This window comes from Methylobacterium sp. A49B (assembly GCF_053346215.1).
Genome location: NZ_JBKFBO010000117.1, coordinates 408885 through 427882, shown reverse-complemented (window position 1 = coordinate 427882; position 18998 = coordinate 408885). Strand labels below are relative to the sequence as shown.

At 69.2% G+C, this 18998-nt stretch carries 21 protein-coding genes; 12 read left to right on the top strand and 9 right to left on the bottom strand.

Annotated features, from left to right (window positions below; genetic code table 11):
• Positions 1 to 11: 11 nt before the first annotated feature.
• The 5 genes from ACLBX9_RS23280 to ACLBX9_RS23260 all read right to left on the bottom strand — a co-directional run bounded on the left by ACLBX9_RS23280 (position 12) and on the right by ACLBX9_RS23260 (position 4734).
• The gene (locus ACLBX9_RS23280) at positions 12 to 965 is read right to left on the bottom strand and encodes an ABC transporter permease (protein ID WP_010684047.1); all 954 of its coding nucleotides are present in this window, start codon (positions 963 to 965) and stop codon (positions 12 to 14) included.
• Positions 966 to 1040: 75 nt separating this feature from the next.
• Positions 1041 to 2663: an ABC transporter substrate-binding protein gene (locus tag ACLBX9_RS23275; RefSeq protein ID WP_447720579.1), complete on the bottom strand. Its 1623-nt coding sequence runs from the start codon at positions 2661 to 2663 to the stop codon at positions 1041 to 1043.
• Positions 2664 to 2771: 108 nt separating this feature from the next.
• Positions 2772 to 3155, bottom strand: coding sequence for an oxalurate catabolism protein HpxZ (hpxZ, locus tag ACLBX9_RS23270; RefSeq protein ID WP_447720578.1), 384 nt, complete (start codon positions 3153 to 3155; stop codon positions 2772 to 2774).
• Positions 3155 to 4546, bottom strand: a complete 1392-nt coding sequence (locus ACLBX9_RS23265) for an AtzE family amidohydrolase (protein ID WP_447720577.1) — start codon at positions 4544 to 4546, stop codon at positions 3155 to 3157. Before ACLBX9_RS23265 ends, hpxZ begins: the two co-directional genes overlap by 1 nt.
• Entirely contained in the window at positions 4543 to 4734 is a 192-nt protein-coding gene (locus ACLBX9_RS23260; RefSeq protein ID WP_010684051.1) for a DUF4089 domain-containing protein, read from the bottom strand. Before ACLBX9_RS23260 ends, ACLBX9_RS23265 begins: the two co-directional genes overlap by 4 nt.
• 1110 nt (positions 4735 to 5844) lie before the next feature.
• Here ACLBX9_RS23260 and ACLBX9_RS23255 point away from each other — a divergent pair.
• Both ACLBX9_RS23255 and ACLBX9_RS23250 read left to right on the top strand, forming a co-directional pair.
• Positions 5845 to 6222 carry a DUF6481 family protein gene (locus ACLBX9_RS23255; RefSeq protein ID WP_447720576.1) on the top strand — a complete coding sequence of 126 codons (378 nt, stop codon included), beginning with the start codon at positions 5845 to 5847 and terminating at the stop codon, positions 6220 to 6222.
• A 556-nt stretch (positions 6223 to 6778) separates the two neighbouring features.
• Complete coding sequence (locus tag ACLBX9_RS23250) at positions 6779 to 7078, top strand: hypothetical protein (protein ID WP_447720575.1); 300 nt, start codon at positions 6779 to 6781, stop codon at positions 7076 to 7078.
• A 14-nt stretch (positions 7079 to 7092) separates the two neighbouring features.
• Here ACLBX9_RS23250 and ACLBX9_RS23245 read toward each other — a convergent pair whose 3' ends face one another.
• From ACLBX9_RS23245 to ACLBX9_RS23230, 4 genes are all read right to left on the bottom strand, one after another.
• Positions 7093 to 7299, bottom strand: coding sequence for a hypothetical protein (locus ACLBX9_RS23245; RefSeq protein ID WP_010684055.1), 207 nt, complete (start codon positions 7297 to 7299; stop codon positions 7093 to 7095).
• A 180-nt stretch (positions 7300 to 7479) separates the two neighbouring features.
• A complete protein-coding gene (locus ACLBX9_RS23240) occupies positions 7480 to 8151 on the bottom strand; it encodes an HAD family hydrolase (protein WP_447720574.1) in 672 nt (223 codons plus the stop codon).
• Between the two features lie 196 nt (positions 8152 to 8347).
• On the bottom strand, positions 8348 to 8746 hold the full coding sequence (locus ACLBX9_RS23235) for a DUF2934 domain-containing protein (protein WP_447720573.1): 399 nt from the start codon (positions 8744 to 8746) through the stop codon (positions 8348 to 8350).
• 120 nt (positions 8747 to 8866) lie between these two features.
• Positions 8867 to 9346, bottom strand: a complete 480-nt coding sequence (locus tag ACLBX9_RS23230; RefSeq protein WP_447720572.1) for an atp-dependent helicase — start codon at positions 9344 to 9346, stop codon at positions 8867 to 8869.
• Positions 9347 to 9504: 158 nt separating this feature from the next.
• On the opposite strand from ACLBX9_RS23230, the gene ACLBX9_RS23225 reads away from it, so the two are divergent.
• The 10 genes from ACLBX9_RS23225 to ACLBX9_RS23180 all read left to right on the top strand — a co-directional run bounded on the left by ACLBX9_RS23225 (position 9505) and on the right by ACLBX9_RS23180 (position 18991).
• Positions 9505 to 10071 (top strand): NifU family protein, encoded by a 567-nt coding sequence (locus tag ACLBX9_RS23225; RefSeq protein WP_010684059.1) that lies wholly within the window; start codon positions 9505 to 9507, stop codon positions 10069 to 10071.
• Positions 10072 to 10381: 310 nt separating this feature from the next.
• The gene (locus ACLBX9_RS23220) at positions 10382 to 10534 is read left to right on the top strand and encodes a hypothetical protein (protein ID WP_010684061.1); all 153 of its coding nucleotides are present in this window, start codon (positions 10382 to 10384) and stop codon (positions 10532 to 10534) included.
• A gap of 192 nt (positions 10535 to 10726) precedes the next feature.
• Entirely contained in the window at positions 10727 to 11401 is a 675-nt protein-coding gene (gene tsaB, locus ACLBX9_RS23215) for a tRNA (adenosine(37)-N6)-threonylcarbamoyltransferase complex dimerization subunit type 1 TsaB (RefSeq protein ID WP_447720571.1), read from the top strand.
• A complete protein-coding gene (locus ACLBX9_RS23210) occupies positions 11398 to 11913 on the top strand; it encodes a GNAT family N-acetyltransferase (RefSeq protein ID WP_447720570.1) in 516 nt (171 codons plus the stop codon). Before tsaB ends, ACLBX9_RS23210 begins: the two co-directional genes overlap by 4 nt.
• Before the next feature lie 4 nt (positions 11914 to 11917).
• Entirely contained in the window at positions 11918 to 12787 is an 870-nt protein-coding gene (locus tag ACLBX9_RS23205) for a lysophospholipid acyltransferase family protein (RefSeq protein ID WP_447720569.1), read from the top strand.
• 164 nt (positions 12788 to 12951) lie between these two features.
• The gene (locus ACLBX9_RS23200) at positions 12952 to 14691 is read left to right on the top strand and encodes an L-lactate permease (RefSeq protein ID WP_010684065.1); all 1740 of its coding nucleotides are present in this window, start codon (positions 12952 to 12954) and stop codon (positions 14689 to 14691) included.
• A 166-nt stretch (positions 14692 to 14857) separates the two neighbouring features.
• On the top strand, positions 14858 to 16195 hold the full coding sequence (gene miaB / locus ACLBX9_RS23195; protein ID WP_447720568.1) for a tRNA (N6-isopentenyl adenosine(37)-C2)-methylthiotransferase MiaB: 1338 nt from the start codon (positions 14858 to 14860) through the stop codon (positions 16193 to 16195).
• A 37-nt stretch (positions 16196 to 16232) separates the two neighbouring features.
• Entirely contained in the window at positions 16233 to 17339 is a 1107-nt protein-coding gene (locus ACLBX9_RS23190; protein ID WP_039893271.1) for a PhoH family protein, read from the top strand.
• Between the two features lie 2 nt (positions 17340 to 17341).
• Positions 17342 to 17821 (top strand): rRNA maturation RNase YbeY, encoded by a 480-nt coding sequence (ybeY, locus tag ACLBX9_RS23185; RefSeq protein ID WP_447720567.1) that lies wholly within the window; start codon positions 17342 to 17344, stop codon positions 17819 to 17821.
• A 36-nt stretch (positions 17822 to 17857) separates the two neighbouring features.
• On the top strand, positions 17858 to 18991 hold the full coding sequence (locus ACLBX9_RS23180) for a hemolysin family protein (protein ID WP_010684069.1): 1134 nt from the start codon (positions 17858 to 17860) through the stop codon (positions 18989 to 18991).
• Positions 18992 to 18998 lie beyond the last annotated feature (7 nt).

Below are 18998 nucleotides of genomic sequence, written 5' to 3'. Positions count from 1 at the left end.
TCGCCTCCAAGTCAGACGCGCTCGATGCGCGGATCGAGGGCGGTCTGCATCACATCCACCAGCAGGTTGAGGAGCACGAAGAACATCGCCAGCACGAGGATCGAGCCCTGCAGGAGGGGCAGGTCGCGCTGGAAGATCGCGGCGTTGAGGAGGAAGCCCGTGCCCGGCCACGCGAACACGGTCTCGACCAGGATCGAGCCGCCCAGCAGGTAGCCGAGCTGCAGGCCCATGATGGCGAGCGCCGTCGGGGCGGCGTTGCGCACCACGTGCCGGAACACGCCGCGCTCGTCCATGCCCTTGGCGCGCAGGGCCTCGACGAAATCCTGGGACAGGATGTCGGCCACCAGCGCCCGGACCGTGCGGGCGATGATGCCCATCGGGATCACCGACATCGTAACCGCCGGCAGGATCAGATAGCGCAGGTGGTCGAAGTCCGGCCGCCAGTTGCCGGAGCCGTCGGGTCCGGCGCCCGTGGGCGGCAGCCAGCCCAGCGTCGCCGAGAACACGATGACCAGCACCATGCCGAGCCAATAATGCGGCACGCTCACGCCGAAAACCGAGAGCGCGGACGCTGACCGGTCGGCCAGCGAGTTGCGGTGGTAGCCCGCCACGAAGCCGAACAGGGTTCCGAAGGTGAAGCCGATCACGGTCGCCACCGAGGCGAGGATCAGGGAGTTGACGACGGCGCGGCTGACCTCGCCGAGTACCGGCCGGCCGGTGGCGATCGAGACGCCGAGATCGCCGTGCAGCACGTGCCAGAGCCAGATAAGGTACTGGACCGGCAGCGGCTTATCGAAGCCGTAGGCGGCCCGCATCTCGTCGATGGTGGCCTGCGTGGCGTCGGCCGGCAGGACCGCGCTGAGGGGATCACCCGGCGCGAGGTGGACGAGGAGGAAGCAGACGACGCTGACCCCGAACGCCACGGGGGTCGCGTAGATCAATCGCTTGAGGGTGTAGAGGAGCATTCAAGGGCCTGTCGTCATGCACAGCCGAGGCTATTCTCCTCCCCACAAGGGGGAGGAGAGAGGTGTCCCGTTCCGCTACCGTCCCGCCGTCGCCATCGTAATCTTCGAGAAGTCCTGGAACCAGTTCTGCGCCTGGACGAAGCCCTTCACCTTCGGGCTCATCGCCCGCGGGTTCACGTCGTGCGTGATCATGATGAACAGCGCGTCATCAACGTACTTCTCGTGGACCTTCTCCAGGACCTTCGTCTGCTCGGCCTTGTCGAAGGTGTTGCGGACCTGATCGAACAGCTTGTCCATGGCCGGGTCGCAGTAATAACCCCAGTTCGTGCCGTTCGGTGGCGCGAAATTGCACTGCAGGTGGCGAATGAAACCCGTGAACGGGTCCTGGATGAAGTAGGAATAATTGATCGCCGAGACGCCACGGGAAAGGTCCGCCTTGGCCCCGGCGCGCCAGATGTTGATCAGCGTGTTCCACTCGACCACCTCGTAATCGACCTGGATGCCCACGTCGGCGAGGTTCTGCTGGACGAACTCGTTCATCGGCAGCGGCTGCATCTGGCCCGAGCCCGAGGCCGAGATTGCGACCTTCAGCTTCAGCGGCTTGGCCGGGCTGTAGCCGGCCTCGGCCAGCAGCTTCTTGGCGGCCTCCGGGTCGTATTTCACGTCGAAGGTCGGTTGGCCGAACCACTGGTGGCCGGGCGGCATGAAGCCCTTGGCGGGGATCGCGAGGCCGCCGAGCAGCTCCTTCAGGCCCTCGCGGTCGATGGCGAGGTTGGCGGCCTTGCGCACCCGGATGTCGTTCCACGGAGATCCCTCGACCCGGGAGAGGTGCCACGTCCAGTTATGCGGGTAGGCGTTGGTGACGATCGTGAAGCCGGCGCCCTTGAGCGAGGCCACGGCGTCCGGCGCCGGCGCCTCGATCCAGTCGACCTGACCGGAACGGAGCGCGGCCGTCCGGGCATTGGCTTCGGGCAGCGGGATCAGCACGAGCTTGTCGAGCTTCGGGATCCGGTCCTTGTCCCAGTACGCCTTGAAGGGCACCATCTCGGCGCGCTCGCGCGGGGCGAACAGGGTCAGCTTCCAAGGGCCAGTGCCCGAGGGTTGCTTGGCGAAGGCGTCCCAGGACTTGCCGAGCTTCTCCCACTGGGCCGGCGACGACATCATGATCCAGGCGATCTGGTAGGGCAGCGTCGCGTCGGGGGCCTTCGTGGTGATCTCGACGGTCAGCGGGTCGACGGCGCGGTAGCTCGCGACCGCCGGAATGCGCGTCTTGCCCTGTGCCGACTGCCGTGGATCGTATTGCGGTGCGTCGGCCTTCAGGAGCTTGTCGAGGTTCCAGACCACCGCGTCGGCCGTGAAGTCGGAGCCGTCGTGAAACTTCACCCCCGGCCGGAGCGTGAAGGTCCACTTCGTCTTGTCGGTGGCGTCGACGCCCCAGCTCGTGGCGAGGCCTGGGACGAGGTCGGAGGCGAGTCCGGCACTCGACAAGTCCCAATTGATGAGCCCGTCGTAGACCGTGTAGCCCATGAACCGCATGCCCTCGCCGCCGTTGTCGGTCTGGCCGGTGGTCAGCGGGATGTCGGAGGCGGTCATGCCGATCCGCAGCGTTCCCTGCGCGAGGGCAGCGGCGCTCGCGGAGAGCGCCAGGGCGCCGGCGAGCGCCGCACGGGCGCCGATTTTTCTCAGACGGGACAGCATCTTGGGTTGGGTACTCGCGTTGGTCCGCGCCTGCAGGCACGGAATACGCTCGACCGTATGCAAGCCCGCGGCCACACGCCCCGCCGTGGGGGCTCAAGCCGGCTGCCCCTACGCGGCGTCGATCAGGCTCACATGGGCCGCGACCACCCGCCAGCCCTCCGGGAAGCGCACCCAGGTCTGGCTCTGGCGACCGATCTTGCCGGGGGCGCTGGCCCGGGTGAACAGCGTCATGGCGGTTGCGAAGTCGCGCCCGTAGGCGGTGATCTGCGTCTGCGCCAGCGTCCGCTCCAGACCCACCGGGGAGCGCGCCCGGCGGAAGGCGCGGATCGCGTCCATGCCGTAGAGGTTCTCGCCGATGCCGTACCGGATGGTCAGCGGATCGTCCCGGAACAGCGCCTCCAGGGTCGGCACGTCGTTCGTGGTCAGGGCAATCTCGTAGGCCCGGAACGCGGCCTCCACCTCGGCTTTCACGGCGGGATCGTCGATGATCATCAGGCAAGCTCCGCGACCGGCGCCGCGCAGACGCCGGTCCGTTCGAGATGGCGCGCCACCCGCAGCGCAATTTCCTCGCGCCAGGGGGCGGCGATGACCTGTACGCCCAGCGGCAATCCGTCGTCGAGCCAGACCGGCGCGGCGGCCACGGGCAGGCCGATGAACGAGATCGGCTGCGTGAACACGCCGATATTGGGCCGCACCGGCAGGCTCACACCATCGAGGACAAAGTGCGTCTGGCCGCCCTTCGGCGCCCGGCAAGGCGTGGTCGGGGCCAGGATCACGTCGACGGAGTCGAACAGCTCAAGCACCCGCGCCCGGTACCAGCGGCGGAACCGCTGCGCCCGTTCCACATGCGCCGCAGGAAGCATCGCCCCGGCGATCAGGCGGTCCCGCACCGCTGGGTCGAAATCCTTCGGCCGCGCGCGCAGGCGGTCGAGATGGAGAGTGGCGCCCTCCGCCGCGGTGATCAGGTAGGCTGCGGCGCGGGCACGCTGCGCCTCCGGCAACACGACGGTGCTTCGCGCACCCAGCGCTTCGGCCGCGCGCGCAACCGCTGCGAAGACCTCCGGGTCGCCGCCGCGGGCGAAGTAGTCGCCCGCTACCGCGATCCGCAGGCCGTCGGTCCCCGTTTCGAGCGCCGGTGTGACGGGGTCCGGCGGCCGGGTCGTCGCCACCGGGTCGTCCGGATCGGGTCCCTGCAGGGCATCGTAGGCGAGCGCCAGATCTGTGACGCTCCGGGCCAGGGGGCCGAGATGGTCGAGGCTTCCGACGAAGGGAAAGCTGCCCGCACGGCTCAGACGTCCGTAGGTCGGCTTCAGTCCGAAGCATCCGCAGAAGGCGGCCGGCACGCGGATCGAGCCGTTGGTGTCCGAGCCGAGCGTCAGCGGCACCAGTCCGGCGGCGATGGCCGCGGCGGAGCCGCTGGAGGAGCCGCCGGTCATGTGGCCGAGAGCGTGCGGATTGCGGGCGTCGCCGTCGTGGACATTCTCGCCGGTGAAGTCATAGGCGTACTCGCCCATGTTGAGGCCGCCGACCAAGATCGCACCCGCCGCCTCCAGACGCCGGATCAGCGCGCCGTGCCGTTCGGCCGCCGGCCGATCCCGGTTGATCTTCGCGCCGGCGCGGGTGGGCAGCCCCGCGATGTCGATCAGGTTCTTCACCGCGAAGGGCACGCCCGCGAGCGGTCCGATCCGGACGCCATCGCGGATGGCGGCGTCGAGTCGGTCAGCCCGCGCGAGCGCGCGTTCGGCGAGCACGTCGGTGAACGCGTTCACGCGACCGTCGATCCGTTGGATCCGTTCGAGGGCGTCCAGAACGACGGTTCGGGCGCTGGCACGTCCGTCCGCGACCGCCGCAGCGATCGACGCGGCATCGAAAGGCGTACTCACGCTTCGAATCTCGGCGCGGCATCGAGTTCGTCGGGAAGCGGAAACCCGCTCACCAACTCAGCAGCCGCGGCCAGGACGCGCAGGTTCGCCGCGATCGTCGGGACCCAGGCCGGATCAAGCTCCAGCGCCAGCAGGGCCGACGCCGCGGCCGCGTACGCTTCGGGATCGAAGGATGAGGTCTCTGGCATCACGATCTCTCAGCCGCCAAGCTTGTGGATGGGCATCGAAGCCGAAGCAGGGCCCATGCCGCCTGCTTTATGGATGCTTCGGGTCAAACACTGTCGCACGTTCCATCTCGAAGCGACGCGCGATCCTTCGGTCCGCGCCGCAGATCTTCACCCATCGCGTCGCGTCACCCTGTCGACGCGACACCGCAGTGCGGAGCTCCGATCCACATCCCCGATGCTCCGAGCAGGGGCATCGACGGCGCTCGGGTCCGGTCTCGTCTCCGGTCTTCTGAGGAGACGGCGTGAAATGCCCGGTTAGCTCGGCAGTCGTGGGCGAAGGCACGTCTGGCGCATCTCTCAGGAGCCCGTGTCAAAACTGCCCATCGAAGAAGCACAGTGTGGGCGAGCCAGGAGCGCGAACAGGCGCGCGCCGCGTCTGCCTATTCGATGTGCAATTTCGTCCCGTGCGGTGACGCTAGGCGGTACCATCCCGCTTTGATGACGCCGGACGGAGCGATGCCGCGAAGGCGGCGTCCATAAACGGCGCGCGCGCCCGAGGTCGCCCAAGCAAGCCAATGAGAAAAATGCAGGTCTGCATTGTCGAATGCGAAGAGCCGGCCGATGAAGATCAGTGCGTCAAATACGGAAGACGGCATCGACACTAGCCCGAACAGGGCTGATCCGGCATCTTCCTACTTCTTCCTACCCTGCACCGCCGCGTCGACCTTGCCCCAGTCGCGGGGGCGCCCTATCTCCAGTGCGGTCGCGAGCCGGATCTCCACGCGCCTCTCTTTGAGCGTTTGAACTCGCGTGCGACCGTCGGCTTGCGGTTTTTCGGCATCGGTCGATGAAACTCTTACAGAGATGATGACGTTTGTCGCCGCGTCGGCAGTCTGTGCCTCAGGCGGCGATTGCATATGGGATGGAGCTCTGGTTAAGGGCTTTCCGAAATTACAGACGTGGTCCGACCCGAGCGCTCCGGCGCAGGCCGAGCGCTCGGGTCGGACCATCGGCAGCGCCGATGGATCGGTGCGGTTCCGAGGCACAGGGGACGGCTTCGGAACCTCGCGTTGATCGAAACAGACGGGTGTCCCCCCGAAACGCTTCACGCTTGCAACTGAGAAAGGTCAGATGAGCGCATTCGACTACAGGAATTTCGACGACCGACGCCAGAACTCACAGAATGCCAAGGCCGCCTTGCTGGCCAAGTTCAAGGCTCGACCGCCGGCGGACGATCCGGAGGTGATCGCCAAGGCCAAAGCTCGCGCCGACGTTGCCAAAGCACGCGAGGAGCGTACCCGTGAACGCGAGGCTGCGCGGATCGCTGCCGAGCGCAAGGCTGCGGAGGAGAAGCGCCAGCGGGAAGAGGCCGAACTCGCCGCGCAGATCGCCCGGGAAGCCGCCGAACTCGCGGCGGCGCAGGAGCGCAAGTCCGCCGAGCTCGTCGCCAAGAAGGCCCAGCGCGACGCGCGCTACGCGGCCCGAAAGGCGAAGGCCAACAAGCGCTGAGCGCGAGCCGCGACGCTTGAGTGTCGATAGACGCCCGCCCGCAAGGCGGGCGTTTTCGTGTTTGGGCGTTTCACCGTGTCGGCAACCCGAATATGGCTTCCGGCGTTGACGGCCGCGGCGCAGGACAGAGGGAAGACCCCTGCGCGGTCCGCTCACGAGGACGCGATGCGCTTCCGATTCGCTCTGGCACTCATGCCCGCCGTGACATGGGCGAGCTTCAGCCTTGCTCAGGATTCTGCGACCGTGACGGCCTGCGAGACACTGATCGCGGCGCGCCGGATCGACGCTGCGGCCGGTTCGGGGCAGCCGGCCGCTTCCGAAGCCGAGTGTCGCCGGATCCCGCGGAGCCAAGTCGGCACCGTGGAGCAGCGGGCTATGATCGGCGGAGCCCCGTACGAGTGCATGACCGTCGCTGGGGGCGGCCGATGCCGCTGGATCGTGCCCTGACACCGGCCCCGACGCGCGAATGACTGTGCAACCAGCAGTTTGACCAAGCTTCACCGGAAGCCAAGACGCGCTATGTCTGCGGTTCGATCAGCGGGGATCGCACTTCAGAATGGCGCATATCGGGGCGAAGGCGAGAATCGCCGTATCGATAGTGTCCGGTTCGTTGATCGGCTTCGCGTTCGCCTCCGATCCCGTGCGGGCCGAGCCTCCGATACGGAGTCCGGAGGATGCGGCCTGCCGCCTGGAGGCCCGCGCCAAGGTCTTCTCGACGCCTAATCCGCACGGTCTGGAGCTGGAGCAGATCGGACGCCAGATCTATTTCGCCTGCATGAGCCGCCTAGGCCAAGCCAACGCCCAGGCGGGCAAAAATCCGGGACGACGGCGCGGCCATCGTCATCGGCGGCGCTGAGACGGGTCTCCGCGTCAAGCGTCGAGCGGTGCGCCGATACGGGTCCGCAACTGAAGGCGAAGCGCTTCGTCGCCACCCTCGGCCTCCAGCGCCGACATCAAGCGCAGGAGCTGGCTGAGCGGGGTCGTCCGGCTGCCGATCGCTTCGGCGATCTGGTCCGACAGGGATTTGACGTCCGGGATGAAGCGCGGTGCCGGGCCGGCTTGGTGGGTCTGGGGCATACGAGGCGCGCGTCCTTCGAAGAGATCCAGATTGGCGGCCGGCTCGCTACGCCTTTCGATCGTGCTGCACCAGCCCCTTTCTCGAATTTACGTAGCCGGCATCCAGACGAGTCACCGCGCTGCAACAGACGGGCGGAAACCTGTGGATCGTGGCGTGGGGCGCGAACGTCACGTCCCCTCTCAGCCTCGCGTCTCCGCCAGAAGCGAACGGTCGAATCCGTCGAGGAGGTCCTGCGGATCGCGGTAGATCGCGACGCAGCCGGCAGCGGAGAGATCGGCTTCTGGAAAGCCGCCGCACAGGAAGCCGATCGTGGGCAGCCCCGCCCGCCCGGCGGCCTCGGCGTCGTAGGGCGTGTCGCCGATCGCGTGGATGACGTCGTGCGACCCCTGGTGGAGCTTCTTGAGCGCCGCCTCGAAGATGTCGGGATGCGGCTTCGAGCGGTCCGCATCGTCCGAGCTGGTCGCCACGTCGATGAGGTCGCCGATCTTCAGGATCCCGGTGTAGTGCTCGACCTCCTCACGCTTGCCCGACGAAGCGAGTGCGATCTTGAGGCCGGCCGCCCGCAGGCGCTCGAACAGTGGGCGCACGCCCGGGAACGGTCGCACCTCGGGCAGGTAGGTCCGCTTGAACAGGTCCGAGCGGTAGGCCTCGATCGCCTCGCCCTCGCGCTTGACGCGCGCCTCCGGGAGGAAAACCGGCATCAGCTCGTCGCCTCCCTTGCCGATCTGCCGCCGGACATCGGCCTGATCGGTCTCGACGCCGAAATGCGCGAAGGCCTCGACCCAGGCGCGGGCATGGAGGTCGACGCTGTCGAGCAGCGTGCCGTCGATGTCGAAGATTGCCGCGCGCATCCCTGCCTCGCCTCGGCGCGGGACGCCCGCGCCACGGCCGTCAACCGGGCGGCGACCGCGCTGTTCCGCCGTGATGTGTTTCGAGCGGACCGTCAGGGTCCGAAAAACGCCAGAAGCCCGCCCCCGGGTGGGGGCGGGCTTCTGGCGGCATGCCGGATTTTTTCCGGCGGCGTGGGTGCGCCTGCAGGGCTGCGCGTCAGTGCATCGCGGCCGGCGTGCGGGCCGGCTTCGCCTTGGCGGCGAGGCCGGCAGTCACGGCCGCCTTCGACGCCCGGGCGGGCTTCGGTGCGGCCGGCTTGGCGGCAACCTTGGCGGCGACCTTGGCCGCGGGCTTGGTGGCAGACTTGGTGGCAGCCTTGGCGGCGGTCGGCGCAGTCGCCGCGACCTTGCCTTCAGGCTTGGCGACGGGCTTAACGGTCTTCGGGGCCGCAGCCTTCGCAGGGGCCTTGACGGTCTCGCCGGCTGCCAGGATGGCGTTGGCGCGCAGCTCGGCTTCCGCGCGGAGCCAGTGGGCCGCGGCCTGGCCGTGCCTGCGGCCCTCGTTCTCCCAGATGTAATAGGCGCATTCGCGCACGTGCTGCTCGCTGATCTGCATGCGGTCGATCTCCTGTCCGTCCCGGCTGAGAGGATCAGAGGACAGGGTTAAGGGTCGGTTAACCTCGTCGGCGTGCTGCGCGGACGCCTGTCCTGCGGCCGCCGGCGTCGCCCGCCATGCCTATTGCGGGATGCCCAGCACCCGGCGCGCCTCGGTCAGCAGCACCGCGTGCCGCGCCGATGCCGGGCCGTGGTCCGGCACCGCGCGGCCGGCACGGGCGATGAGATCCTGGAAGCGCTTCCGGTCCAGGGCGCGCTGGCCGATGCTCGCCAGCACGGCGCCCAGCACGGTGCGGACGGCCTCGGCGCGCTCTTCGGCGACCGCCAGGGCCTCCGCGGCCGCCGGGCCGGGTCCGGCTGCGTCGCGCCCGGCGGCCTGGGCCGCCGCCTGTGCCCGCGCGTCATCGCGCTCAGCCGCGAGGCGCCGCTCCTCCCGCCACGCGCTGTCGTGCTGATGCGTCCGCAGAGCCAGCAACACCCTCAGTGAGGCCGCCTCGGCACGGGCCTCCTCAAGCTTGGCCTGGGTCTCGCGCAGGTCGTTCAACAGGTTCGGCGCGAGCGTCTCGTCCGCAGTCACGTCCGGCTCCTCCACCTCGGTCACGCCCGTCCTGTCGCGCCCGCCGCCGAATGTCTACTCCGCCCCCCTCTGCGCGGACTGAGCCCAGGTTGAGAAAATCCGGTTGCCGGTCCACATGGAAGGCGGCGCCGCGCGGCGCCTGTCCCGGCCGGCCTTGAACCGGCGCAGCGGAGTTGCCCAGCATGTTCATCCAGACCGAAGCCACGCCGAACCCGGCGACCCTGAAGTTCCTGCCCGGACGCGTGGTGCTGCCCGAATCCACCTTCGAGGCCCGCGACGCCGAGGCTGCCGGCCGCTCGCCCCTCGCCTCCGCGCTGTTCGCCGTCCCGGGCGTTTCCGGCGTCTATTTCGGGCACGACTTCATCTCGGTGACGAAGGCCGAGGACGGCTCCGAGTGGGCCCAGGTGAAGCCGGCCGTGCTCGGCGCCATCATGGAGCATTTCCAGTCCGGTGCGCCGGTCATGGCCGAGGGGGCCGACGACGACATAGAGCCGGGCGACGAGTTCTACGACGAGGCTGACCACGACACCGTGGTAACCATCAAGGACCTGCTCGAGACGCGGGTACGCCCGGCGGTCGCGGGCGACGGCGGCGACATCACCTTCCGCGGCTACAAGGAAGGCGTGGTCTACCTGGAGATGAAGGGCGCCTGCTCGGGCTGCCCCTCCTCCACGGCGACGCTGCGGCACGGCGTGCAGAACCTGTTCCGGCATTTCCTGCCGGAAGTCCGGGAAGTCCAGGCCATCTGAGCGCCGGTACAGGATCACCGGATCGACCCCGGGGGCGCGGTCCCCGGGTGGCAGGACGCTGGCGCCCGTCATCAGGAAGGATGGCCCAGCAACGCCCTCGATTTTTCGTCACGTATCAATCGATCAGGCGTGAATCTGCGATTTCCGATCGAAGAAGCCTCGATACCGGATCGGACCCAGCCGAAGCTCCGTTCCGGGATGGCGTGTTCACAGATCTTGTCGCCGGTCGTTACCGGCGGGATCTTCAGGCTTGCGGCTTGACGGAAAGTTTTGGCGCCACCTTCGTGGTGCATCCATTCCGGAGATCCGCATGGGCCTGTTCGCGCACGGCAATTCTCACGAGGAAGGCGCCGGCGCCGCGGGACCCAGGTGCTGGCCTTTGCCTCCGCGCTGTCACGGCAATCCATCCGACCGGCTGAGCGACGAGGTGCACCGCTTCCTCGACGCCGTGCGTGCGGAATGAGCGCGGGCTGAACGCGGTCGAGTCGCAGGGGATAACCGGCGCAAGCCGGCAACACTCCACCGCTGATGAGCCTGCCCCGGCCGCCCCGCCGCTGACGAGCCGGTCGAATTGCTTTAACGCTCAAGACTCTTCGCGTCCTCCGGGGACGTTCAGGAGGCGACGGCCGGTCCGGACCGGCTTGCGGGAGTGGTCGTGCGTATCCTTGCCATCGACACAGCGCTGGACACCTGCGCCGCCTGCGTCCTTGCGGAGGATGACGAGGCGCCGATCTCCGACGAGTCGCTGCCTATGGCGCGGGGACATGCCGAGTCCCTGCTGCCGCTGATCGAGCGGGTGATCGCTCGGGTCGAGGGCGGCTTCGACGCCATCGACCGCGTCGCCGTCACGGTGGGGCCGGGGAGTTATACGGGCCTGCGGGTGGGCCTGTCGGCCGCCCGCGCCATCGGGCTCGCCACGGGCAAGCCGGTGGTCGGTGTCGGCACGCTCTCGGCGCTGCTGGCGCCCCTTCTGGCCGACACCGTCGAAGGCACGATCGCCGCGGCGATCGACGCCCGGCACGGAGCGGTCTACGCGCAGGCCCTCGGTTCCGGCGAAGGCCTTGCGCCCGCCCATCTGGCCATCGCGGACGCCGCCGACCATCTGGGGAGCGGGCCCATCGTGTTGACCGGCTCCGGGGCGCCGTTGCTGGCGGCGGCGCTGGCCGAGCGCGGTGTCGAAGCCCGCGTCGCAGGCGTGGCCGGACCGGACATCGCCTCCGTCGCGTCCCTCGGTCTGCTCGCCGATCCGACCCAGGCCCTGCCGCGACCCCTCTACCTGCGCGGCCCCGATGCGCGGCCCCAGGACCATGCGCGGATTGCCCGGCGATGACGCGGCCGATCCCGTTCTGGCCCTTCGACTGGTGGTTCGCGTGGTGGGATGCCCTCACGCCCGAGCCCTACGTCGCGCCCCTGACCGACGCATCGCAGGCCCCTGCCCTCGCCCGCCTCCACGCCACCGCCTTCGCGCGGCCCTGGGACGCGCACGAGTTCGAGCGGATGCTGTGTGAGCGCTCGACGCAGGCGCACGCCCTGTGGCGGGCCGGCACGCTTCAGGGTTTCGTGCTCTCGCGCCGGGCCGCGGACGAGGCCGAGATCCTGACCGTGGTGCTGTCCCCTGCGCTCCGGGGCGGCGGCCATAGCCGCAAGCTCCTGCGGGAGCACCTGTCGAGCCTCGCTCTCGCCGGGATCGCCCGGGTGCACCTGGAGGTCGATGAGGGCAATGCTCCGGCCCTCAAGCTCTACGCCCGCCACGGCTTCCGGCAGGTGGGCGCGCGCACCGGCTATTACCTCAAGGCCGACGGCAGCCGGGCGACCGCGCTGACGATGAGCGCCGACCTGTAGCGCCGTGAGCCGCTTCGGCATCGCTTGGCGCGTCGCGGCCCTCGCCCTCGCCTTCGCGATCCTGGGTCCGCCGCACTGGATTGCCCTGCGGCTCCTCGGCCGCCGCGCGAGCCTCGCCCCGGTCCTGTTCCATCGGGTGTTCCTGCGCCTGTTCTCGGTGCGGGTGACGCAGAGCGGCACGCCGCCCGCCCTCGGCGAGGCGGCCCTCGTACTCGCCAACCACGTGTCCTGGCTGGACATTATCGCGATCGGTTCCCTGCGACCGCTGTCCTTCGTGGCGAAGTCGGAGATCGCCGGCTGGCCGGTGATCAGCACCCTCGCGGGACTGCAGCGCACGCTCTACATCGACCGGCAGCGGCGCGGGGCGACAGTTGCGGTGAGCACCGCGATGGGGCATCGCCTGGCCGAGGGCGAGCTGGTGGTGTTGTTCGCCGAAGGCACGACAGGCGATGGCACGCGGCTCTTGCCGTTCCGCTCCTCCCTGGTCGGCGCCGCGCGGGCCGCCCTGCAGGCCGAGGCCGGGCGCGGCCGGATTCGCCTGCAGCCGCTGGCCATCGCCTATCCCCGGCGCAACGGCCTTCCGGCGACGCGGGCCGAGCGCGCCGAGATCGCCTGGTTCGGGGACACGGAGTTGGCCCCGCACCTCGCCGCCTTCGTGCAGGAAGGGCCGGTCGACGTGCACGTGGTCTGGGGTGCGCCGATCGTCTTCGAGGCCAGCACCGACCGCAAGGCTGCCACGGCCGCCGCAGAGGCCGAGGTCCGCCGCACCCTGCAGATTCTACGCACTGGACGCGGCGGGGATGAGCTCGGGGAGGAGGCCCCGGCCGAACCAGCCGGCCTGGGCCTGCACGGCCCTGAGATCGCGGCGGTCTGAGCACGGGCAAGGGGACGCACCCGGCACCCGAACGATCAGATCTTCATCGAAAATGATCCTTTGAAGAGACCGCGAGAATACATGATGCAGCGCATTGAGCGGGCTGAACCTCTCTGCTAGCTAGGCCGCAACCCGTAACAGTCGGGATTTGTGGAGGACGCCCGGTGCAAACCTGGAATCAGGTTTACGATCCGTTCGGGAGCCCGTGGCTCTCGACGCTCGCCGCCTCAGTGCCGGTCATCGCACTGCTCGCCATGATCGCCAGCGGGCGCGTGAAAGCCCATATCGCGGCCGTCATCGCCCTCGGCCTCGCCTTGCTGGTGGCGATCGTCGGCTTCGGCATGCCGACCGACCTCGCCACCCGCGCCGCCATCCTCGGCATGGTCACGGGCTTCTTCCCGATCGGCTGGATCATCCTCAACGTCATCTTCCTCTACCGGCTGACGGTAGAGAAGGGCTGGTTCGCGATCCTGCAGCAGTCGGTGGCCGGCATCACGGCCGACCGTCGGTTGCAACTCCTCCTGGTGGCCTTCGCGTTCGGCGCCTTCTTCGAGGGCGCGGGTGGCTTCGGCACGCCGGTCGCGGTGACCGGCGCGATCCTAATCGGCCTCGGCTTCTCGCCGCTCGCGGCCTCTGGCCTGTCGCTGATCGCCAACACCGCCCCCGTCGCCTTCGGAGCGCTCGGCGCGCCGATCCAGGGCCTGGCCTCGGTGACCGGCTACCCGCCGGAGATCCTCGGTGCGATGATCGGCCGGCAGCTGCCGCTGTTCTCTCTGATCGTGCCGTTCTGGCTGATCTGGGTGTTCGCCGGCTTCCGCGGCATGATCCGGGTGTGGCCGCCGATCCTGGTCTGCGGCGCCTCATTCGCGGTCGCGCAGTTCCTGATCTCGAACTACGTGAACCCGTGGATCGTCGACATCGGCGCCTCGCTCGTCTCGATGCTGGCCCTCGTGCTGTTCCTGAAGATCTGGCAGCCCAAGGAGATCTGGTCGTCGCCGGCTCTGCGCGGGCACGATCCGTCGCTGGCCGTCGCCGGTCCGCGCCCGGTGGCGCTCGGTGCCGGCGTGCCCGACATGCCGCCTCCGGTCCATGTCGGCGCCCGTACCGCCTCGCAGGGCGAGATCCTTATGGCCTGGGTGCCGTGGATCGTCCTCTCGGTGATCGTCGCGGTCTGGGGAACCGGCTGGTTCAAGGGCATCGTCAACCCGCTCTTCACCTGGAAGTACGAGGTGCCGGGCCTGCACAACGTGATCATGAAGGTGCCGCCGGTGGTGGCCAAGCCCGTACCCGAGGGCGCCGTCTTCCTGTTCACCTACATGTCCTACACGGGCACGGGCGTGCTGATCGCCGCGATCATCTCCGGCCTGATCATGCGGTTCTCGCCGCTGCGCCTCGTGACGGCCTACTTCGAGACCATCTGGGCCCTGCGCTACTCGCTGATCACGATCTCGGCGATGCTCGCGCTCGGCGTCCTCACCCGCTACGCGGGCGTCGATGCCACCCTCGGCCTCGCCTTCGCCGGCACCGGCATCCTCTACCCGTTCTTCGGGACGCTGCTCGGTTGGCTGGGCGTCGCCCTCACCGGATCGGACACGGCCTCGAACGTGCTGTTCGGCGGCTTGCAGCGGATCACCTCCGAGCAGCTCGGCCTCTCCGGCGTGCTGATGGCGGCGGCGAACTCGTCGGGCGGCGTGATGGGCAAGATGATCGACGCCCAGTCGATCGTCGTCGCCTCCACGGCCACCGGCTATTTCGGCCAGGAAGGCAAGATCCTCCGCTTCGTGTTCTGGCACTCGATCGCGCTCGCCTGCCTCGTCGGCTTGTTCGTGATGCTGCAGGCCTACGTGCCGTTCTTCCAGCACATGGTCATCGACCTGCCCGCCGCGGCCCCGGCCGCGCACTGAGGTCGGCGGCGGAAGCCTCCGCACCGCACCTGCACCGGCCGCCCTCGGGCGGCCGGTCGTGTTTTGGCGCCGCGACGGGCCGCACGATCCGTGCTACAGGCCCCCGCCAGCCCCTTCCCACGGGCGGGCGCGAGAACGTGAGCGGATTGGTTCGGGACGGCACGCGTTGAAGAAGGCTTTCGTCAAATCCTACGGTTGCCAAATGAACGCCTACGACGCGGCCCGCATGGCCGACGTCCTCGGCGCTGAGGGCTATGCGGCGACCAACTCGGTCGAGGATGCCGATGTGGTGATCCTCAACACCTGCCACATCCGCGAGAAGGCCGCCGAGAAGGTCTATTCGGAACTCGGTCGCCTGCGAGTCCTGAAGGGCGAGCGGAAGGCGCAGGGCCTCGACACCCGCATCGTCGTGGCCGGCTGCGTTGCCCAGGCCGAGGGCGCCGAGATTCAAGCGCGTCAACCCGCGGTCGACGTGGTGGTCGGTCCGCAGAGCTATCACCGCCTGCCCGACCTCCTGGCCCGCTCCCGCGAGCGGCGCGTCGTCGACACTGAATTCCCGATCGAGGACAAATTCGACCACCTGCCCCGTCGCCGGACCCTCGGGACCTCCGCCTTCCTGACGGTGCAGGAGGGCTGCGACAAGTTCTGCGCTTTCTGCGTGGTGCCTTACACGAGGGGTGCCGAAGTCTCGCGGTCGGTCGGGGCGGTGCTGGCCGAGGCGGAGCGGCTCGCCGAGGGCGGCGTGCGCGAGATCACGCTGATCGGCCAGAACGTTAACGCCTATCACGGTGCCGGCGCCGCCGACGCGCCTGTGGGCCTCGCCGAGCTGGTTCGCGCGGTGGCGCGGATTCCCGGGATCGTGCGGATTCGCTACACGACCAGCCACCCGAACGATTTCGACGACGCGCTGATCCGGGCCCATGCCGAGGTGCCGGCCCTGATGCCCTACCTGCACCTCCCCGTGCAGTCGGGCTCGGACCGGATCCTGGCCGCCATGAACCGGAAGCACACCGGCGACCAGTACCGACGCCTAATCGACCGGGTGCGCGCGGCGCGGCCCGACATCGCCCTGTCCTCCGACTTCATCGTCGGCTTCCCCGGCGAGACCGACGCGGATTTCGCCGAGACCCTGCGGATCGTGCGCGACGTCGGCTTCGAGAGTGCCTTCTCGTTCAAGTACAGTCCCCGTCCCGGCACGCCGGCCGCGGACCGCGCGGACCACGTGCCCGAGGCCGTGATGGCGGGGCGGCTGGCGGAGCTGCAGGCGCTCCTCGACAGCCAGCGCCACGCCTACCAGCGGGCAGCCGAGGGCCGGATTTTCGATGTCCTTGTCGAGAAGCCCGGACGGCATCCGGGGCAGGTCGCGGGCAAGACGCCGCACTTGCTCGCCGTCCAGTTCGACGCCGCGCCTCACCATATAGGCAACGTGGTGCCGGTGCGGATCACCGAGGCCGGCGCCAACAGCCTGTTCGGGCGGCTCGTTTCGGAGGCTGCGGCGGCGTGAGGATGTGGGCGGTCGGGATGGCGGCGAGGATCACGGCTTGAGCGCATCGGACGGTGGGGGCGCGCGCGGCGCCCTGCGAGGTCGCGGCCCGGCGGCGCGGCCGCCCGGATCGGACGAGGCGGTCGAGGTGCCTCTGACCTTCGACGACAACCGCCTCGCGAGCCTCGTCTTCGGCCAGTACGACCAGAATGTCGCCCATATCGAGCGCCGGCTCGACGTCACCGCGACGGCACTGGGCAATCATCTCGTCATCAAAGGCCCGGCCGACGCCGCGGAGACGGCGCGGCGCGTGTTCCAGAAGCTCTACGCGCGGGTGCGCACCGGCGGAAGCACGCTGACGCTCGGCGACGTCGACGGTGCCATCCGCGAGGCTTCCGCGCAGGCGACCCTGTTCCCGGCCGAGGTCATCGCGGCCGAGGCCGACAAGCCGCATTTCGAGCAGATCGCCACCCGGAAGCGCGGAGCCGTGCGGGCGCGCAACCCGGCGCAGGACGAGTACATCAAGCTCCTGCGCACCAACGAGCTGGTCTTCGCCGAGGGGCCGGCCGGCACCGGCAAGACCTGGCTCGCCGTGGGTCATGCCGTGTCGCTGCTGGAGCAGGGCCACGCCGAGCGGCTGATCCTGTCCCGGCCCGCGGTGGAGGCCGGCGAGCGGCTGGGCTTCCTGCCGGGCGACATGCGTGAGAAGGTCGATCCCTACCTGCGGCCGATCTACGACGCCCTCTACGACTTCATGGAGGCGCGCCACGTCGACCGCGGCCTGCAGACCGGCACGATCGAGATCGCGCCGCTGGCCTTCATGCGCGGCCGGACCCTGACCAATGCCGTGGTGCTCCTCGACGAGGCGCAGAACACGACCTCCATGCAGATGAAGATGTTCCTCACGCGCCTGGGCGAGGGCTCGCGGATGATCATCACGGGCGATCCGAGCCAGATCGACCTGCCGCCCGGTCAAAAATCCGGTCTCGTCGAGGCCGTCAGCGTGCTGGAGGGCGTCGAGGGGATCGGCCATGTCCGGTTCAAGGATGTCGACGTGGTGCGCCACGACCTCGTCCGCCGGATCGTCACCGCCTACGAGCGCGCTGCCCACGGCGTCAGCGAGGCCGACCGGAATCCGAACCCCAGGCGCCGGCCGCTGGTGTGATCATGCCGCATGAGATCGATCTCGCCGTCGAGGACGAGCGCTGGGAGACCGCGATCCCGGATCTCGAATCGCTCGTGATCCGCGCCGTGGAGGCCGGGCTGGCCATCGTCCCCGAAAACCCGGCGGGCCCCGTCGCGGTCAGCATCGTCCTGACGGACGACGCCGCCGTCCGGGAGCTGAACGGGACATGGCGCGGCAAGGACAAGCCGACCAACGTCCTCTCATTCCCGGCGGCCTCTCAGCCTAGGCATCTCGAAGCCGCGACGCCGCTTGGCGACGTGGTCCTTGCTTACGAGACCCTGGTGCGCGAGAGTGCGGAGCAGTCGAAGCCGCTCCAGAATCACCTCGCGCACCTCCTCGTCCATGGCACCCTGCATTGTCTCGGTCAGGACCACGAGATCGGCGAGGCCGAGGCCGATGCCATGGAAGCCCTTGAGGTCGCGGCCCTTGCGACCCTCGGCATCCCGGACCCCTACGCCTGAGCGCACGACGCCCGAACGCTCCCAGATCAGAGAGACATGACCAACGATCGAAGTCGCGGCGCGGCCCTGGCCGCGCCCAGTTCCACCGAGGGCGAATCCCAGACTCGGGAGCCCTGGTACGACCGCCTGCTCCAGGCGCTCCACCTCAAGCCGCGCGATTCGCTGCGTGAGGGCCTTGAGGAGGCGCTGGCCGAGCCGGATGCCGGCGAGAGCGGCCTTACCCCGCTCGAGCGGATCATGCTCAAGAACGTTCTGGGCCTGCACAAGGTGCGCGTCGACGACGTGATGATCCCGCGGGCCGACATCGTCGCGGTGTCCAACGATACCAGCCTCGGCGATCTGCTCAAGCTGTTCCGCACCGCCGGCCATTCCCGTCTGCCGGTCTACGGGGAGACCCTCGACGATCCCCGCGGCATGGTCCACATCCGCGATCTCGTCGACCACATCGCCGCCAAGGCCGAGCCGGCCCGCCGCAGCGCCCCGGCCGCCGTCAAGGCCGCGGAGCCTGGCGTCGACGGGGTCGCGGATGCGTCGGTCGCGCCGCGGGTTCGCCGGGTGGCGGCCCGGCTTCCGCGCGGGCTCGACCTCGGCAAGGTCGACCTGACGACGACCCTGGCGGCCGCGCGCATCCAGCGTCCGGTCCTGTTTGTGCCGCCCTCCATGCCGGCGATCGATCTGCTGGTGCGGATGCAGGCGACGCGGACCCACATGGCCCTCGTCATCGACGAGTACGGCGGCACCGACGGCCTGATCTCGATCGAGGATCTGATCGAGGTCGTGGTCGGCGACATCGAGGACGAGCACGACGTCGCCGAGGACAAGCATGTCCAGCGCGTCGACGGCGAGGGCGAGGTGTTCGTCGCCGATGCCCGCACGCCGCTGGCCGAGGTCTCTGAGGCGACCGGCGTCGATCTGGTGGCGGCGGTCGGTGAGATGGCCGAGGAGATCGACACGCTGGGCGGTATGATCGTGACATTGGCCGGGCGCGTCCCGTCGCGCGGCGAACTGATCGCCGGTCCGGGCGACCTTGAGTTCGAGGTGCTCGACGCCGATCCCCGGCGCCTGAAGCGCCTGCGCTTCCACAAGGGCGCGGCGCGGATCGCCACTGTGGTCCCCCTCGCCTTGCCCCCGCCCTCCAGCGCGCCGGTCACCGAGACGCCGCACCCGTGACGGGCGC